The organism is Arthrobacter sp. NicSoilB8 (assembly GCF_019977355.1).
Taxonomy (GTDB): domain Bacteria; phylum Actinomycetota; class Actinomycetes; order Actinomycetales; family Micrococcaceae; genus Arthrobacter.
Genome location: NZ_AP024655.1, coordinates 3,833,605 through 3,850,276 on the forward strand (window position 1 = coordinate 3,833,605; position 16,672 = coordinate 3,850,276).

Annotated in this window: 13 protein-coding genes, 2 tRNA genes and 1 pseudogene; 4 read left to right on the plus strand and 12 right to left on the minus strand. The window is 66.7% G+C overall.

Annotated features, from left to right (window positions below; all coding sequences use genetic code 11):
* Positions 1 to 319 precede the first annotated feature (319 nt).
* The 3 genes and pseudogenes from LDO15_RS17255 to LDO15_RS17265 form a co-directional block, all read right to left on the minus strand.
* Positions 320 to 1,249 (minus strand): hypothetical protein, encoded by a 930-nt coding sequence (locus tag LDO15_RS17255; RefSeq protein ID WP_223980404.1) that lies wholly within the window; start codon positions 1,247 to 1,249, stop codon positions 320 to 322.
* A gap of 12 nt (positions 1,250 to 1,261) precedes the next feature.
* Entirely contained in the window at positions 1,262 to 2,020 is a 759-nt protein-coding gene (locus LDO15_RS17260; protein ID WP_223980407.1) for a hypothetical protein, read from the minus strand.
* Between the two features lie 373 nt (positions 2,021 to 2,393).
* Positions 2,394 to 2,582: pseudogene (locus LDO15_RS17265) on the minus strand (recombinase family protein); the annotation flags it as partial.
* Positions 2,583 to 2,647: 65 nt separating this feature from the next.
* Here LDO15_RS17265 and LDO15_RS17270 point away from each other — a divergent pair.
* Positions 2,648 to 2,812, plus strand: a complete 165-nt coding sequence (locus tag LDO15_RS17270) for a hypothetical protein (RefSeq protein ID WP_223980409.1) — start codon at positions 2,648 to 2,650, stop codon at positions 2,810 to 2,812.
* 390 nt (positions 2,813 to 3,202) lie between these two features.
* On the opposite strand, the gene LDO15_RS17275 is transcribed toward LDO15_RS17270, so the two are convergent.
* The 4 genes from LDO15_RS17275 to LDO15_RS17290 all read right to left on the minus strand — a co-directional run bounded on the left by LDO15_RS17275 (position 3,203) and on the right by LDO15_RS17290 (position 6,828).
* A tRNA-Met gene (locus LDO15_RS17275) sits at positions 3,203 to 3,276 on the minus strand.
* A 62-nt stretch (positions 3,277 to 3,338) separates the two neighbouring features.
* Positions 3,339 to 3,410, minus strand: a tRNA-Thr gene (locus LDO15_RS17280).
* 234 nt (positions 3,411 to 3,644) lie between these two features.
* Entirely contained in the window at positions 3,645 to 5,786 is a 2,142-nt protein-coding gene (locus LDO15_RS17285) for a DEAD/DEAH box helicase (RefSeq protein ID WP_223980411.1), read from the minus strand.
* Positions 5,787 to 6,174: 388 nt separating this feature from the next.
* Positions 6,175 to 6,828 carry an MOSC domain-containing protein gene (locus tag LDO15_RS17290; protein WP_223980413.1) on the minus strand — a complete coding sequence of 218 codons (654 nt, stop codon included), beginning with the start codon at positions 6,826 to 6,828 and terminating at the stop codon, positions 6,175 to 6,177.
* Between the two features lie 94 nt (positions 6,829 to 6,922).
* Here LDO15_RS17290 and LDO15_RS17295 point away from each other — a divergent pair, with 94 nt between their 5' ends.
* From LDO15_RS17295 to LDO15_RS17305, 3 genes are all read left to right on the plus strand, one after another.
* Positions 6,923 to 8,113 carry an acyl-CoA dehydrogenase family protein gene (locus LDO15_RS17295; protein WP_223980414.1) on the plus strand — a complete coding sequence of 397 codons (1,191 nt, stop codon included), beginning with the start codon at positions 6,923 to 6,925 and terminating at the stop codon, positions 8,111 to 8,113.
* Between the two features lie 121 nt (positions 8,114 to 8,234).
* Entirely contained in the window at positions 8,235 to 9,629 is a 1,395-nt protein-coding gene (locus LDO15_RS17300) for an IS1380 family transposase (protein ID WP_223980416.1), read from the plus strand.
* 340 nt (positions 9,630 to 9,969) lie between these two features.
* The gene (locus LDO15_RS17305; RefSeq protein WP_223980418.1) at positions 9,970 to 10,452 is read left to right on the plus strand and encodes a hypothetical protein; all 483 of its coding nucleotides are present in this window, start codon (positions 9,970 to 9,972) and stop codon (positions 10,450 to 10,452) included.
* 70 nt (positions 10,453 to 10,522) lie between these two features.
* Here the strand turns inward: LDO15_RS17305 and LDO15_RS17310 are convergent, their stop codons facing one another.
* From LDO15_RS17310 to LDO15_RS17330, 5 genes are all read right to left on the minus strand, one after another.
* A complete protein-coding gene (locus LDO15_RS17310; RefSeq protein ID WP_223980419.1) occupies positions 10,523 to 11,941 on the minus strand; it encodes a glycosyltransferase 87 family protein in 1,419 nt (472 codons plus the stop codon).
* A gap of 101 nt (positions 11,942 to 12,042) precedes the next feature.
* The gene (locus LDO15_RS17315; RefSeq protein WP_223980422.1) at positions 12,043 to 13,464 is read right to left on the minus strand and encodes an MFS transporter; all 1,422 of its coding nucleotides are present in this window, start codon (positions 13,462 to 13,464) and stop codon (positions 12,043 to 12,045) included.
* Positions 13,461 to 13,994, minus strand: coding sequence for a helix-turn-helix domain-containing protein (locus tag LDO15_RS17320; protein WP_223980425.1), 534 nt, complete (start codon positions 13,992 to 13,994; stop codon positions 13,461 to 13,463). Before LDO15_RS17320 ends, LDO15_RS17315 begins: the two co-directional genes overlap by 4 nt.
* A 49-nt stretch (positions 13,995 to 14,043) precedes the next feature.
* Positions 14,044 to 15,258: a cystathionine gamma-synthase gene (locus LDO15_RS17325; RefSeq protein ID WP_223980427.1), complete on the minus strand. Its 1,215-nt coding sequence runs from the start codon at positions 15,256 to 15,258 to the stop codon at positions 14,044 to 14,046.
* A gap of 17 nt (positions 15,259 to 15,275) precedes the next feature.
* On the minus strand, positions 15,276 to 16,661 hold the full coding sequence (locus tag LDO15_RS17330; RefSeq protein WP_223980429.1) for a cystathionine beta-synthase: 1,386 nt from the start codon (positions 16,659 to 16,661) through the stop codon (positions 15,276 to 15,278).
* Positions 16,662 to 16,672 lie beyond the last annotated feature (11 nt).

Consider the following 16,672-nt stretch of genomic DNA (forward strand, 5'->3'; position numbering starts at 1 on the left):
GTTTCCGATCAAAGGACGAATAGCTAGAGTCCGGGCACATCTGTGCGACAAGGACTGCTGTGAGGCCTGCAATGCCCTAGCAGAACGATCAGGCCGGCGGAACCCTTCGGATTGGCATTCAACTTCCAACCTCTTACTTCCCCACGCGGCGTGGACGACCCTTCCTATGAGCGGTCGCGACCAGTCTCCGCGGTCCCCGTTACTGCAGCGTTACCGACGGTGCGGTGTCAGAGGCAGGACGACCTGGGCGAACTGCCGGAACATCAACGGGTAGCGTCGGATCTGCGGCGACTGGGCCATTTACACTGGCCAGTCATGCTCAGGCTAGGGAAGATCGTCGCCGGGTGTTCAAGGCAGGTCGCAGGGAGTGCTTGCCGTTCATCGATAGCACCTGTTTTGCGGTGTATGCGTCTGGGTTGGGAAACGTGGCGATGTTACGGCTCATGCTCAACAGTCTGGGTGATGGCAGCGGAAATGGGTTATCGGGGTTGCTGCCGCCTATAGCGGTGAATTTGGCTGGCGGAAAAGCATCGTCGAGGACCTGCTTGAAATCCGGGAACGGATTGACGTCGTCGTTGGTCAGCTTGCTGTAGACCTTTTGGAGATTGTCGCCCCCGGCGCGGATGATTTCCTCGATCGTGAAGCCCAGCTGACTATAGAGGTAGTAGATGAACAATATCGAACAGCCGCTGGCCGCGGTCGGTTTGCTATCGCCCTTGACTATGATGTTGACATTATCGGCTCGGTCGCTGGCAAGCCATAAGTCGCTGATCGGGAAACCTGCCGGCGTGCCGCCGAGACTGTTCCGCGCGAGGAACTCCGCGGCGAGGAAACGCGACAAGCCCTCACCCTGGCTTCCCTCGGTATTGTCCCCGAACCAGCCAAAACCTTGTGCCCGCATTAACTGTTCGCTCATCTCGCTGATTAGTAAGTAGCGGACCAGTGTGGAGTCTCCGGTCGCCGGGTTCACCGTGACCGCAATGCTGCTTTTCCCGGAAAATCCCCACCCCGCGCCTCCGTCATTTGGCGTGACACTGACAGTGATAGGCACGTCGACGTCCAGCGCGATATTGCCGAACCAGCCGCTTAGTTGGTCATAGTCGGCTTCTGCTACGGCGATCACCGCGTTCATGCGGGCCGGTTCAAGACCCGTCGGATTAGTGGCGGTACTCCGCAAGGAATCCTCGTATTGGAACCTGTAGTGGGGGGTCACCCCGCCGCCTGTGAGGCCGGTTGTTGTAAGCACCATTGCCTACGCCTCCTACTGAAGTGCAACGAGGATCGGGATCAACCCTCGACCCGACGGGAACGCGCCCAGGGCCTTGCCGATGACCGCGCCAAATGCCCGGGCCGGGTCGGTGGCCTTCATCGCGTGCCCTGCTGTTGATGACGTTGTCAACAAGTCACCCACTTCAATGGGGTGCTCCGTGGCGTCGACCTTGCAGAATACTTTTCCCATAAGTGCGATCGGTCGACGAGATTCCGATGGTTGAGACCGGTCCAAGATGATCCCTGGCCGGTATGTGCCCGCACCAGAGACAACTCCGGCTACTCGGCGATCGTAGGGAATCGCGCTGGCCGTCAGCGTGGTGTCGGTGACGACCACCAGAACAGTGCCGGGCTCGGCCAAGTCAGGTTGAACCACTTCGAAGTCCTCCGCGCAATCCCCATTCTTGAGGTAGACATCCCCCGAGACCCTGAGGTTGCCGTCGACGGCAACCAGCCCGTCAAACATTGCCGCGAATCCTCCGCCGTCGTTGTAGGCAAATACCCCAGCATTGTTCGGCCCGTGGCTGACTCCGTAGAGCGCGTGGAAGGTCTGGCTCTCACCCACCACTCCGGCGTTCTGCTCGCTCCAGCCGTACACACCTTGGAAGGTCGGACTCTTGCCGACCACACCACGCCGGCCTTCTCCCACCACGCCATCACCGCCAGCATTGTCCTTACCGACTATCCCAGCGCCGTTCTCGGCCTCCCCCCAGACACCGGTTCCACCGCCGCCTTTAACCACTCCGACCACGGCGCGCCCCTTAGCTGTCTGGCCCCATATCGGTACACCTTCCTGGGAGATCCCAACGACAGCTCTCCCTTGGGCGCTCGAAGCCCAAAGTGCGGGTCCTCCTCCGGTGTTAGTGACGTTTACTGCAGGCGCGGAAGCGCTCCCGGACGTCTCGTTAATAGTCATAACCTGACACTCCATTCGTTGGGAATCCAAGAACCAGGGGCCAAGACCGGGATCACCGTAGCATTGGACCAATCGGGTGACCAGAGGCCTTGACCGAACACAAGTGAATGGCCGTCAGTAGACGGCTGTTTTCGCTTGCGCATCGAGACGTCTGTTGCTCATGCGGATAGCTCCTGCATCTAGTTCACGTCATGCGCCGAGGGGCATTCTGGCTTCTGTTGAGCTTGGGTGGCTTGCCTCGGAGCCTGCCTTTGGCCCTGGCGATCTGCACGCCTTCGCGGGCGCGGTTGGGGTCAGATTCGAAGTCAGCGACCATGGCCAGGACGATGAACAGGAGCCGGCCGATCGGGGCGGTTGAGTCGAGGATGGATCCGCTGATGCTGAGTTTCACGTTGCGTTGTCAAGAACCTGGTGAGTGGACCCCGCAACGTCGCAGTAACGGCTTCGGCACCCTCTCCCCCCGTGGAGGCAACCATCGTCATCGCCGAACTCTTCATCATCGGATTCCTCATCCTCCGACTCGCCGTCTACCTCTTCCGCTACGGATCCATCCAATACTCGGGCAAACTCTCCTCCATCGCCGGCACTTTCCGCAAGAAGGACACCCAGGCAAGAACAAGGCAGTAGAAATCCTTGCCCCCACCCAGCGGAGGCTCAATGCTGGGACGGCCTGCGCTCCCACGCGCGGCTTGGGCCCCGAAGCCCGGAAGGCCCTGATACCGGCGCGCCGGGAGCCTCTCCCTGGCGGCGCTGTGGCCCGTCTGAGGCCATAGCCCGAGTGCGCTTGAGTCGGTATGCCCTGGTAGCCGCGGCAGACGGAGGAGGCCACGCAGCGCTTTTCAGGGCCCACTCAATCACCGTGGGGAACGGAACTGACACCACGAGTAGCCATTTGGTAGCCACGTTTCAAGGAAAGCGAGGCCGTACCGGGGAATCTAAGCGATGACTCTCGGAACCCACCCATAGGACAACACAGAAAGACCCCCGGACTCTCGCGGATTCCGGGGGTCTTGCCTGTAGCGGTGGGGAGGCTCGATCTCCCGACCTCACGATTATGAGTCGTGCGCTCTAACCAACTGAGCTACACCGCCATAAATGAGGAAAACCTGCGCTAAGCCGGTCAAAAACCGCCTTGACACAGGCCCTCATTCAGAGCCCCCCACCGGAATCGATCCGGTGACCTCGTTCTTACCAAGAACGCGCTCTACCACTGAGCTAGGGGGGCAACGAGTAAATACTCTACCGGAAGATTCGCCCACCAACAAATCGGCGGCCGAACGGCGTCGGACCGGCCGAAAACCGTGCAAATCCGGGCTTCCAGCACGGTCCAGGGAACCAAAATGGCTCCCGCGGCCGGCCGCCCGCGGAGGGTGTGACGAAGCGAACACGGGAGCGGAATGCTTAAAGCAGAACGGGCCGGCTCAGGGAGCCGGCCCGTTCTCTCAGATGGTGCTAGTGGTTACCACTTGCTGCGGGGTTTGAAGCCGCCTTCGGTGCGGGGCTTGCGGGTGTCGGCGCCGAAGCTGCGCTGTTCGGAACGCTCGCTGAAGGAGCGGCCGCCACGGTCAGCGGAGGACCGCTCGCCGTCGCCCTTACGGAATTCGCGCTTGAAGCCGCCGTTGCCCTTGAAGTTGCCGCTGCCACCGGAGTAGCCGCCGCGGTCCCCGCCTCGGTCGCCGCCACGGTTGCCCTGGTAGGCGCCGCGCTCGCTGGCCGGCTTGCGGCCGTTGTCGAGCTCGAGGTGGATCAGCTCGCCGCCGATCCGGGTGCGAGACAGAGCCTTCAGCTGATCCGGGCTCAGGTCCGCAGGGAGCTCTACGAGGGAGTGGTCCGAACGGATGTCGATGCCGCCGATCTGGGCCGAGGAGATGCCGCCTTCGTTGGCAATGGCGCCGACGATGGAACCCGGCATGACGCGCTGGCGGCGTCCGACGGCGATCCGGTAGGTGGCGTTGCCCTCGGTCAGGGTGCGGGTCGGGCCGCGGGAGCCGAAGCCGTCCTTGGAGCGCTCGCGCTTCTGGAACTCGGGCGCTGCCGGCAGCTCCTTGACCAGGAGCGGCTGTCCGCCCTGGGCCATGACGGCCAGTGCGGCAGCGATCTCGGCGGCCGGAACGTTGTGCTCTTCCTCGTAGGAGGCGATGAGGTCGCGGAATGCGGCGACGTCCTCGGACTCGAGCGTCTCGGTGATGCGCTCGGCGAACTTGCCCAGGCGCAGCGTGTTGACGGTCTCGGCGGTGGGCAGGTGCATCTGCTCCACCGGCTGGCGCGTGGCCTTCTCGATGGAACGCAGCAGGTACTTCTCACGCGGGGTCATGAACAGGATCGCGTCGCCGGAACGGCCTGCGCGGCCGGTGCGGCCGATGCGGTGGACGTAGGACTCGGTGTCGTGCGGGATGTCGTAGTTGACCACGTGGCTGACACGCTCGACGTCGAGGCCGCGGGCGGCGACGTCGGTGGCGACAAGGATGTCGATCTTGCCGTCGCGCAGGGCCTCGACGGTGCGCTCACGCTGCTGCTGCGGGATGTCGCCGTTGATGGCGGCAGCCTGGAAGCCGCGGGAGCGCAGCTTGTCGGCGAGGTCCTCGGTGGCCATCTTGGTCCGCACGAACGCGATGACGCCTTCGAACGGTTCGACCTCGAGGATGCGGGTCAGCGCGTCGAGCTTGTGCGGGCCCATGACCTGCAGGTACCGCTGGCGGGTGTTGGCGCCGGTGGTGGTCTTGGACTTGACCTGGACCTCGGCCGGGTTGTTCAGGTACTGCTTGGACAGCCGGCGGATCTGGCTCGGCATCGTGGCGGAGAACAGCGCAACCTGGCGGCCCGCGGGGGTCTGCTGGAAGATCTGCTCCACGTCTTCGGCGAAGCCCATGCGGAGCATCTCGTCGGCCTCATCCAGCACGAGGTACTGGAGTTCGGACAGGTCGAGGGAGCCCTTGGCGATGTGGTCGATGACACGGCCGGGGGTACCGACAACAACCTGGGCGCCGCGGCGAAGACCGGCGAGCTGGGGGCCGTAGGCGGAGCCGCCGTACACCGGGAGGACGGTGAAGTCATCGATGTGCTTTGCGTAGGAGGTGAAAGCCTCGGCGACCTGGAGGGCGAGCTCACGGGTAGGAGCCAGCACCAGGGCCTGGGTCTTGCGGGACGGACCGTTGAGGTCGTGGAGCTCGGCCAGGCGGGACAGCGCCGGTACTGCGAATGCTGCAGTCTTACCGGTACCGGTCTGGGCCAGGCCCACGACGTCGCGGCCTTCGAGCAGCAACGGGATGGTTGCTGCCTGGATCGGGGACGGCTTCTCGTAGCCGACGTCCTGCAGGGCCGCCAGGACACGGCCGTCGATGCCCAGGTCGACGAACTTGACGCCCTCTTCCTCGGTGTCCTCGTCCTTGGACGGGGCGGAAGCGGTCTGGGTGTCGGTCACAGTCTGGGTGTCAGCCTGCGGGGCGGCTTCGGCGGCCGGAGCCTGGAAGTTCGCAGGAGCCTCGGTGAATTCCGGGGCGGAGCCGGCTGCGGGGGCAGCCGTTTCAGAAATCTCGACGTCGCTCTGGCTGTTCTCGGTGGCGAGTTCGGTGTCGACGGAGTTGTTCTGATTTTCGGGCATAGGTGAAATTTCCTCATCCATAGGGGCCAAGCGGCACAACCCGAGGTGAGCGGAGCCGCAGTACGCGTGACACGAATTGCCGGGCGTACGGTTGACCGGCGGGTCACAGAAGTCCGGCGCTTTCGCAATCCCGTGGCAGGACTTCCCGCTGCATCTCTTGGCTGCTATCCCAGCAGTCTGTACAGCGTTTTCTTTTGCCGGCTCTCCCTATGAAAATGCCCGCATCACAGTTGCGGGCCCCAACACTTGCCAGTCCTGCCTCAAGAATTGGGCAGGAATAAGGGATTTCCGGAGTGGGGGATATTTCAAGTGTAAGGCATGAATCAGAACAGTGGTAGTTGAGGGGCCGACGGCGGCCGGTGAGCTTGCGCACACCGGCGCAGTGTGTCTAGACCCCGAGCCGGCGCTGCAGCTTCTCGAATCCCTCGTGGTACTCGGGCTGGAGCCTGATCTCGCCGTCGGCGTCAGCGTCGCGCAGGGCCTCCATGTCCTCGAGGGTGGGATCGGTGAACCACTTGGCGATGGTCACCCCGTGGGCGGGGACAAAGATCCGGTGGAGGTGGTTCCCGGCTTCGATGCTGCCGGTCCGGACCACCCGGAGGTAGGTGCCCACCCTTCCCTCATCGGTGAACCTCTTCACCCAGTGCGGTTCCCCCATCCGCCGCTGGAACGTGGCGCAGGGGACGCGGGGGGAAGTGACTTCCACTTCGACGTCCAACCCGATCTTCCAGCGTTCGCCGATCACGGCGCTGGACGCGTTGAGGCCGGCGATCCGCAGGTTTTCGCCGAAGATGCCCGGCGGCATCTCCCGCCCGAGTTCCTCGGCCCAGTAGTCGGCGTCGTCCTGCGAATACGCATAGAGGGCCTGGTCCTCGCCGCCGTGGTGGATCCTGCTGGCCTGGATGTCACCGTGCAGGCCCAGCCGGTGGACCCGCACCGGGCCGGCCACGGGACGCTTGTCGATCGCCGTGACGCCGACGCTGCCCGGGTCCTCGAGCAGCTGGTGGACCCGGCAGACGGCAAGCACAGATGCGGTTTCCATGGCACCAGTGTAGGCCCGGGCCGGGCACCGGACTCAGCGCGGGCGCCCGGCCGGGCGCGGGCACCGACGCCGGGGGCCGCCGTAGGATGCTGGCATGAGCAATGAGGCCAACTTTTCCGATGTTTCCGATGTCCTGGCGATCGATTCGCTGCTGAGCCCGGAGGAGCTGGCCGTGCGCGAGCGCGTCCGCGATTTCACGGACCAGCGCATCCGGCCGGGCATCGCCGGCTGGTACGACGAGGCCGTGTTCCCCCTGGACCTCGCCCCGGAGCTGGGCGAACTCGGCGTGCTGGGCATGCATCTTCAGGGCTACGGCTGCCCGGGCCGCTCCGCCGTCGAATACGGCCTCGCGGCGATGGAGCTCGAGGCCGGCGATTCCGGCATCCGCACGTTCGTCTCCGTGCAGGGTTCCCTCGCCATGACGGCCATCCACAAGTGGGGCTCCGAGGACCAGAAGCAGGAGTGGCTCCCCCGGATGGCCGCCGGAGAGGTGATCGGCGCCTTTGCCCTGACCGAGCCCACGGCCGGTTCCGACCCTGCGTCGATGACGACCTTTGCCCGCCGCGACGGTACGGGCGGGGATGCCGGCTGGGTCCTGGACGGCGCCAAGCGCTGGATCGGGCTCGCGTCCGTGGCGGGCGTGCTGGTGGTGTGGGCCATGACCGACGACGGCGTGCGCGGTTTCCTGGTCCCCGCCGGCACGCCGGGGGTCACCGCGACGCCGATCGGGCAGAAGCTCTCGATGCGCGCCTCGATCCAGTGCGACATCACGTTCGAAGCCGTCCGGCTGGGCCCGGAGGCGCTGCTGCCGGGGGCTCGGGGGCTGCGGGGACCGTTCTCCTGCCTCAATGAGGCCCGGTACGGGATCGCGTGGGGTGCGATGGGGGCCGCCCGGGATTCCTACGAGGCGGCCCTGGCCTACGCCCAGGAGCGCCTGCAGTTCGGCAAGCCGCTGGCCGGATACCAGCTGACGCAGGAGAAGCTGGTGAACATGCTCCTGGAAATCCAAAAGGGCACCTTGCTGGCCCTGCACCTGGGCCGGCTCAAGGACGCCGGCACACTGCGGCCGGAGCAGATCTCACTCGGCAAGTTGAACAACGTCCGGGAGGCGCTCAGCATAGCCCGGGAGGCCCGCACCATCCTGGGCGGCAACGGCATCACGCTGGACCATTCCCCGCTGCGGCACGCCGCCAACCTGGAATCCGTCCGCACCTACGAGGGCACCGACGAGGTCCACACCCTGATATTGGGCCAGCACATCACGGGTCTCCCCGCCTTCCGCTAAGCCTCGATCCACCGGTCGGGTTGATGTTGTTGCGGCGTTTTAAACGGAGAATGCCTGCCGGATCGGGAAAAATGGGGTTTGTCTAGAACTCCGTTTGGCCAGTCCGAGAGGCATCTCGTAGATGCAACTTTTCCATAGATCCACGCACGTGTCAGCCACGTTCGATGATTCCAATCTCGTGTCGGCCTCGGGGCTGGTCCCGGCGATGGCACTGGCGGTGAAAACCTGCCTCGGCGAACTCGCTGATCAGTGGCTGACGCTGCCCGGGTACTTCGGCGCCAACGCGGGCCTGAAAGTCACCGCGCTGGTCGCGGGCATGGTCGCCGGCGCCGATTCCATCGATGACATGGCCTTGCTGCGTCACGGTGGGATGAAGAAACTCTTCGCCGGCGCGTATGCCCCGTCGACCTTGGGATCGTTCCTGCGGGCGTTCACCTTCGGCCATGTCCGCCAGCTCGATGCCCTCGCGGCCCGGTGGCTGGTCAATGTCGCCGCGGTGGCCCCGATCGCCTCCGGTATCGATGATTACGCCTTGGTCGATATCGACGACACCATCAAGGAAGTCCACGGCTACCGGAAACAGGGCTCCGGATACGGCTACTCCGGGGTCCGGGGATTGAACGCGCTGATCGGGATCCTCTCGACCGCGACCGCGGCGCCGGTCATCATCGGCGCCCGGCTGCGCAAGGGAAGCGCCGGGTCCCCGCGCGGGGCAGGGAAGTTCATCGGTGACGTCCTGGCTACCGTGAAACGGCTGCGCGGCAGGGGGGCCACCGGGCTGGTGCTGCTGCGCGCCGACAGCGCGTTCTATGGCCACCCGGTCGTCACGGCCGCGCACCGCGCCGGCGCGAAAGTGTCCATTACCGCCCGGATGGACCCGGCCGTCAAACGCGCCATCGCCACCATTGATGAGGATGCCTGGACCACCATCCAGTACACCGACGCGGTCCGCGATGAAACCACCGGGGCCTGGATTTCCTCGGCAGAAGTCGCCGAGACTGCCTTCACCGCCTTCGTGGGCCGGAAGAAAGCCGAACGCGTCCACGGGCGCCTGGTCGTGCGGCGGATCCCTGAACTGAATGCCGAAGCAGGCACGGGGCAACAGACCCTGTTCGACACCCACCGCTTCCACGCCTTCTTCACCACCAGCGAACTGGACACGGTCACGGCAGATAAAACCCACCGCCAACACGCCGTCATCGAGCAGGTCAACGCGGACCTCAAAGACAGCGCCCTCGCGCACCTGCCCTCGGGAAAGTTCACCGCCAACGCAGCCTGGCTAGTCCTGGCGAGCATCGCTTTCAACCTCTCGCGCGCCATCGGCACCCTCGCCGGCACCGACCTGGGCAAAGCACGCAGCGGCACAATCCGCCGAAAACTCATCACCATCCCGGCCCGGATCTCGACCTCGGCACGGAAAATCGTCCTGCACCTGCCCGCGCACTGGCCCTGGGAAACCGGATGGTCACAGCTCTTCGAAGCGGCCTGCGGGCCGCCACGGGCCGCCGCCATCTGACCACCCAGCCAATCCGGCGCAACCAGGACCACGGAACACCACCGGCAGCAAGGCCGGCAACTCAGTCACGCCCCCGGCCGAAACCCGGACCAAGATCAGGGCGACCCCGCCCAACAAACCCGACCGGTGGATCGAGGCTAAGCCCGCGGGCCAGCGAAGGCGCTCCCGATCGCGCGATACGTATTAGGCCAGTGATACGAGTGGTGACTGCCACGTTTTCGGGTAGCCGGCACTCGTGTTCTCCCGGGGGCGCATTCGTAGAGTGGTGCCAGCGGACCGGACGAGGGCGCTCTGTCTGTCCGACGGATCGGAACAGGATGCCGGATTAGGGGGGGACATCATGGGTCTCAATGCCAAGTCGGCCGCGTGGACGCTCCGGTTCTTTCCGGCACGTCAGGACACGGCCAGCGCGGGCGTGATCGATCAGGATATGTCCGGGGCTGGCCAGGGACCCCGCAGGTACCGTGCCCGCATCGCGACGGCACGCGTTCTGGACCGCAGCCGACTGCAAGAGAGCGCAGGAACCCCCCAGTCCTGGAGGTTCCACGACTTCGTCACTTCATTCCAGCTCATGCTTCCCCACCGGGTCGAAAAGATTCACCGGGCCTTGACGGCCGGGGACTGGGAAGACGCGCGCCTTGCCGCTCAAAGCCTCTCCTGGTCCGCGTCCAAGGCCGGTGCCTGCCAGCTCCAGCTCATGGCCGACCTCATTGATGCCGACCTCCAGTCCGGACGCAACGCCCGGGCACGCGACACGGCCGGCCTCCTCCAAGGCGCCGCCACGGAACTGGCAACCGCCCTCAAGCTGCTGACCGCCGACTAGCCGGATCCGGCCATCCTTTGACGCTCCGTAGGACAGGTTGAAGGCGGTGTGACCGCTGGTCAGCGCCCGGCTACGAGGAGACCGAGGAGGCCCTGACGTCCCGGTCGGCGGCTGGCACGGCAGCAAGGTCAAGCCCCGGCGCGAGCGACTCCCGCCGCAGGGCCACGAGCCAGCACACCAGGAGGGCCACCGCGCAGAAGACCCCGGCGCTGGAGGCCATGATCCACAGCCCGGGCGTCTGGATGTCGAGGTTTTCCGCGCCCAGGGCCGTGCCAATGGTTTTCGGGGAGAACAGGAACACCAGGATCGAGATGCCCAGTACGCCGCCCATGGTCCAGCGCAGCCCGGCGTAGCGGTGCGGGGTTTCCCGCAGGGTCCAGGCGAACGCCGGGAAGACGGCAGCGACCCACACCCAGTGGTGGGACCAGGAGACCGGGCTGATCAAGAGCATGGTCAGCGCCGTCGCCGACACGGCGACCACCCGGGCGCCCTGGTCGCTGGCGGTCTTGATGACTGCGGCGCCCAGGGCCACCACCGCCAGGCTCAGCACCAGCCACGGGACGGTGACGTGCGCCTCCGGGACGCCGAAGTGCAGCAGCGCGCCCTTGAGCGAGAGGTTGTCCACGTAGCCCGCTCCGCCCATCCGGGATGTGTCCGGCAGCATCTGGAGCCAGAACTGCAGGGATTCCACGGGACGCAGCAGCCAGCCGAGCACCACGGTGGCCGTGAACCCGGCCGCCATATTGAGCAGTCCGCGCCAGTCCTTGCGGACCAGGAAGTAGAGCCCGAATACGAGGGGCGTCAGCTTGATGCCGGCGGCGACGCCCACCAGGAAGCCGGTGCCGGGGACGCCGCGGGTCCAGCGCGGGTTGCGGGCCAGCAGGTCCGCGGCGATCAGCCCCATCAGAAGGATGTTGATCTGGCCGAACGCCAGGGTCTCGCGCCACGGACCGAGGTTGAGCACCGCCAGGACCAGGGCTGCGGCGGCCCAGCAGTTGCCCGGAGACCGGAAAGCGGCCCGCCATGAGGTCTTGGCGTTCCAGTACCGGACCGCGCGGACCGCGGTCAGGACCGCCACGACGGCCCCGGCGGCGTTGAACAGGGTCAACGCCGCCGTCTGGGGCAGCCGGGCGAGAAGGCCGAAGATGAGGGCGGCGAACGGCGGGTACGTGAACATCAGCTTCGGCCCGCCGGCCCAGTCCACGTTGCCCGCGTACAGGGCCGACGGCGCGGCGCCGGCGTCGTTGAGGATCTTGCCGCCGTACCAGTAGACGCTGAAGTCCAGGCCATGCTTGGCCCAGACGCCGAGCGACACCCAGATGACGTAGCCCACGGCGGCAACGGCCAGGATGACGGAGAAACGGAGCAACTGCAGGACCGGCGGTTGCGCGGTTTGGGATCGCGCGGCTGATTTCGGGGCGGCCAGTTTCGGGGCGGCCTGCTTGGGGCTCGGCTGGGCCGGGCTGTCGTCGGAATCGAGCACTGACATGAATACCCCAATCGGGCTGCTGGTGTAGACGCTGGCCGTTTGGTCGGTTCCGTCCGGGCGGCGGAATCGCGCCCTCGCTGTCGGGTCAGTCTACAGAACAGCTACGCCGGAACCGGGACCGTGTCCGCCTTCCGGGCGTCCTTGCGGATGGTGGCGCTGATGACGGCTGCGATTGTGCACATGGCGGCGGCAGCAAACCAGGCGTAGGTGTACTGGCCGGTGGCGTCACGGACCGCTCCGGCCGCCAGGGCCGCGGCGGCCGCGCCGAGCTGGTGGGCCGCGAACACCCAGCCGAACACGACGCTCCCGTCGGCGCCGAACACCTGGCGGCAGATCGCGGCGGTCGGCGGCACCGTGGCCACCCAGTCCAGGCCGTAGATCACCACGAACACGATCATGCTGGGCTGGACCGTGGCGCTGAGCAGCAGCGGCAGGACCAGCAGCCCGATCCCGCGGAACTGGTAGTACACGGCGAGCAGGATCCGCGGGTTGAACCGGTCCGTGAGCCAGCCGGAAGCGATGGTGCCGACGATGTCGAAGAGGCCGACGACGGCGAGCAGGCCCGCCGCTGTGGTCTCCGGCATGCCGTGGTCGTGGGCGGAGGGGATGAAGTGGGTGCCGATCAGCCCGTTGGTGGTGGCGCCGCAGATCGCGAAGCCGGCCACGAGGGCCCAGAAGGTGCGCACCTTGCTGGCCCGTTTGAGGACCTGCAGGGCGCGGACGGCGGCGTTGCGGCTCGGCTCGGCGGCCGCGGGCCCAGCGGCGGGAGCCCCGGCGGCAAGGGCGCCAGGGGCAGGCGGACCGCCAGGACCTGTCCTGTCGGCTGCGGGCGCGGCAGCATCGGACGCAGCAACGGACCCGGCCGTCCCGCCGTCGTCGGCCGGAGTCGCCCCGTAAGGCAGCACGCCGATCTCGGCCGGTGAGTTCTTCAGGAACTTCAGCACAAGCGGCACCACGGCCAGCGCGCCGGCACCAATGAGGAGCGAGGCCTGCCGCCAGCCCGGGTCCTGGGCCAGGAGCGCGATGAAGGGCAGGAACACGAGCTGCCCGGCCGCACTGCCGGCGGTGAGGATGCCGATCACCAGGCCGCGGCTCTTGGCGAACCAGGTGTTGGCGATGGTGGCGGCGAAGACCAGCGCCATGGCCCCGGTGCCGAGCCCGATCAGCAGCCCCCAGGTCAGCAGGATCTGCCAGGACTGGGTCACGAACACCGTCAGGGCGCTGCCGGCGCCGATCAGCACCAGGGCCACGGCCGTGACGGCGCGGATGCCGAAGCGTTCCATCAGGGCCGCCGCGAACGGTGCCGTGAGTCCGAAGAGCACGAGGTTGATGCTGACCGCGGCCGAGAGGACGGTGGTGGACCAGCCGAACTCATTCTGCAGCGGGACCATCAGCACGCCCGGCGCGGCCCGGAACCCGGCGGCGCCGACCAGCGCAAGGAATGCCACGGCGGCCACGGTCCACGCCGGGTGGATCCGGCGGCGGACCGGTGCGGGGGTCATGGTGGTTTCGGGGGCGCTCATGCGGCGGTTCCGTTCTGGGAGCGGGTCGGGACAGGGGCCTGCGTGCCGGCCGAGGCCAGGGGCACGGGCTCCGCGGTGCGGGTCAGGCTGTGCCAGCTCGTGTTCGCGGCCGTCAGCCGTTCCCCGCAGGCCGTGCAGGTGTCCGCGGAGGAGGTCCTCGCCCCGCAGCCCTTGTGGATGACGAACATGTGCGCCTGTTCGGAAGGCGCCGGGAGGTGCTTTTCGGCCCAGATCACGACGGCGTTGAGCACCGGCAGGGCGTCCTCGCCCTTGGCGGTGAGAACGTACTCCTGGCGGGTGCGGCCGCCGTCGTCGTAGGGCCGCCGGGCGAGAAGCCCGGCCTCCACGAGCCCGGCCAGCCGCTTGGTGAGCACGGAATCGGCCGCCCCGAGCCGCTGTTTCATGGCATCGAAGCGGCCGTTGCCGAAGAAGACTTCGCGCAGGACGAGCATGCTCCACGGGTCGCCGAGGATATCGAGGCCGCGGGCCATGCTGCAGGTCCGCTGGGACCAGTCGGATCGGAGTGCCATGCCGCCAACCCTAGCTGACTCTCTTAGAGAAAGCTAGGGTTGGCGGACTTTAGCTGTCCAGGGCGGAGAGCGCGGCGTCGAGGTCGGCGATGAGGTCCTCGACGTCCTCGATGCCGCACGAGAGCCGGATCAGGTTGACCGGCACGGCCAGTTCGGTGCCCTTGACCGAGGCATGGGTCATTTCGGAGGGGTAGTTCATGAGCGATTCGATCCCGCCCAGCGACTCGGCCAGGGTAAACACCGAGGTCGATTCGGCCACCTTGCGTGCCGCGGCCTCGCCGCCCTTGAACTGCACGGAGATCATGCCGCCGAACTTCTTCATCTGCTTTTTGGCCAGCTCGTGGCCCGGGTGGGACGGCAGGCCCGGGTAGAGCACGGCCTCCACCTCGGGGCGCTCCAGCAGCCATTCGGCCACGGCCTGGGCGTTGTCGCTGTGCCGGTCCATGCGCACGCCGAGGGTTTTCAGGCCGCGGGTGGTGAGGAAGGCGTCCATCGGCCCGGACACGGCGCCGACGGCGAACTGGACGAAGCCGATCTTCTCGGCCAGCTCCGGGTCGTTGACCACGATCGCGCCGCCGACGACGTCGGAGTGGCCGCCGATGTACTTGGTGGTGGAGTGCACCACCACGTCGGCGCCGAGGGCGAGCGGGTTCTGCAGGTACGGCGAGGCGAAGGTGTTGTCGACGACAAGGAGGGCGCCGGCGTCGTGCGCCACCTTGGCGAGGGCCTCGATGTCGGTGATCTTCATCATCGGGTTCGACGGCGTCTCCACCCACACCAGGCGGGTCTTGCCGCCGCCGGCGACGGTACTGCCGGCTGTGCCGCCGGCAGCCACGGCGGCGGCGACGGCGTCGAGATCGGACATGTCCACCGGGGTGTTGCCGATGCCCCACTCCCCCAGGACCCGGCTGATGAGCCGGTACGTTCCGCCGTACGCGTCGTTGCCGAGCACAATGTGGTCGCCGGGGCGGGTGAGGGCGCGGATCATGGAGTCCTCGGCGGCCAGGCCCGAGCCGAAGGAGAATGCGGCGGTCCCGCCCTCCAGCGCGGCCAACTGCTCCTGCAGCGCGTCGCGGGTGGGGTTGGTGCCCCGGCCGTACTCGTAGCCGGCGCGCAGCCCGCCGATGCCGTCCTGGGCATACGTCGACGAGAAGTGCACGGGCGGCACCACCGCGCCGGTGCGGGGCTCAAAGGCCTGGCCGGCGTGGACGGCGCGGGTGTTGAAGCCCGGGGTTTTCGAGGAAGAGCTTTCTGGCAGAGACATGGGACTCCTTGAACTGGTCAGTTGCTGAGGTACGCGAGGAGGTCGTGGCGGGTCAGGATCCCCACCGGAGCGCCGACAAACGTCACCATGAGGGTGTCGGCGTCGGAGAGGAGTTCGCGGGCCGTCTGGATCGATTCGAGCGAGCCGATCACGGGCAGCCGGGCCTCCATGTGTTCGGAGATCTTGTCCGAGAGCTTGGCCTCGCCCCGGAAGAGCTTGGCCGTGAGGGTGCGCTCGTCCACGGCGCCGAGCACCTCGCCCATCACCACTGGCGGTTCCTGGGACAGGACGGGGATGTGCGAGACGCCGAACTCGTTCATGATGTTGATGACATCGCGGACGCTCTCGTTCGGGTGGATGTGGACGAGGTCCGGGAGTTCACCGGTCTTGGCCTTGAGGACCTCGCCCACGGACGCTTCGTCCCCGCTGGCCAGGAAGCCGTAGGAGCGCATCCACTGGTCGTTGAAGATCTTCGCCAGGTAGCCGCGGCCGGAGTCCGGCAGGATGACGACGACGACGGCGTCGGCCGGCAGGTCCTTCGCGACCTGCAGCGCGGCGACGACAGCCATGCCCGAGGATCCGCCCACCAGCAGGCCTTCCTCGCGGGCCAGCCGGCGGGTCATGGCGAAGGAATCGGCGTCGCTGACGGCAATGACATCGTCCGGGACTGATTTGTCGTAGTTGGCCGGCCACATGTCCTCGCCGACGCCCTCGACGAAGTACGGGCGGCCGGTCCCGCCGGAGTACACCGAGCCGGCCGGATCGGCGCCGATGATCTTGACGACGCCGCCGTCGGCCTCAGACCGTCCGGCGGAAACCTCCTTGAGGTACCGGCCGGTGCCGGTGATCGTGCCGCCCGTGCCGGCGCCGATCACGCAGTGCGTGATCCGGCCGTCGGTGTCGTTCCAGATCTCCGGGCCGGTGGATTCATAATGGCTCGCCGGTGCGGCCGGGTTGGAGAACTGGTCCGGCTTGTAGGCACCCGGGATTTCGGTGACGAGCCGGTCCGAGACGCCGTAGTAGCTTTGCGGGCTGTCCGGCGGGACGGCGGTGGGCGTGACCACCACTTCCGCGCCGTACGCCTGGAGCACGGCCCGCTTGTCTTCGCCGACCTTGTCCGGCACGACGAAGATGCACCGGTAGCCCTTCTGCTGCGCCACCAGCGCCAGGCCAACGCCGGTGTTGCCCGAGGTCGGCTCCACGATCGTGCCGCCGGGCAGGAGCTTGCCCGTTCGTTCGGCCTCCTCGATCATCTTGGCCGCGATGCGGTCTTTGATCGAACCGCCGGGGTTCAGGTATTCGAGTTTCACCAGGACGGTGGCTGCGATGCCGTCGGTCACGTGGTTGAGTTTGACGAGCGGCGTGTGGCCGATGAGGTCCAGAACGGACTGGGCGTACTTCATAGGTACCAAGT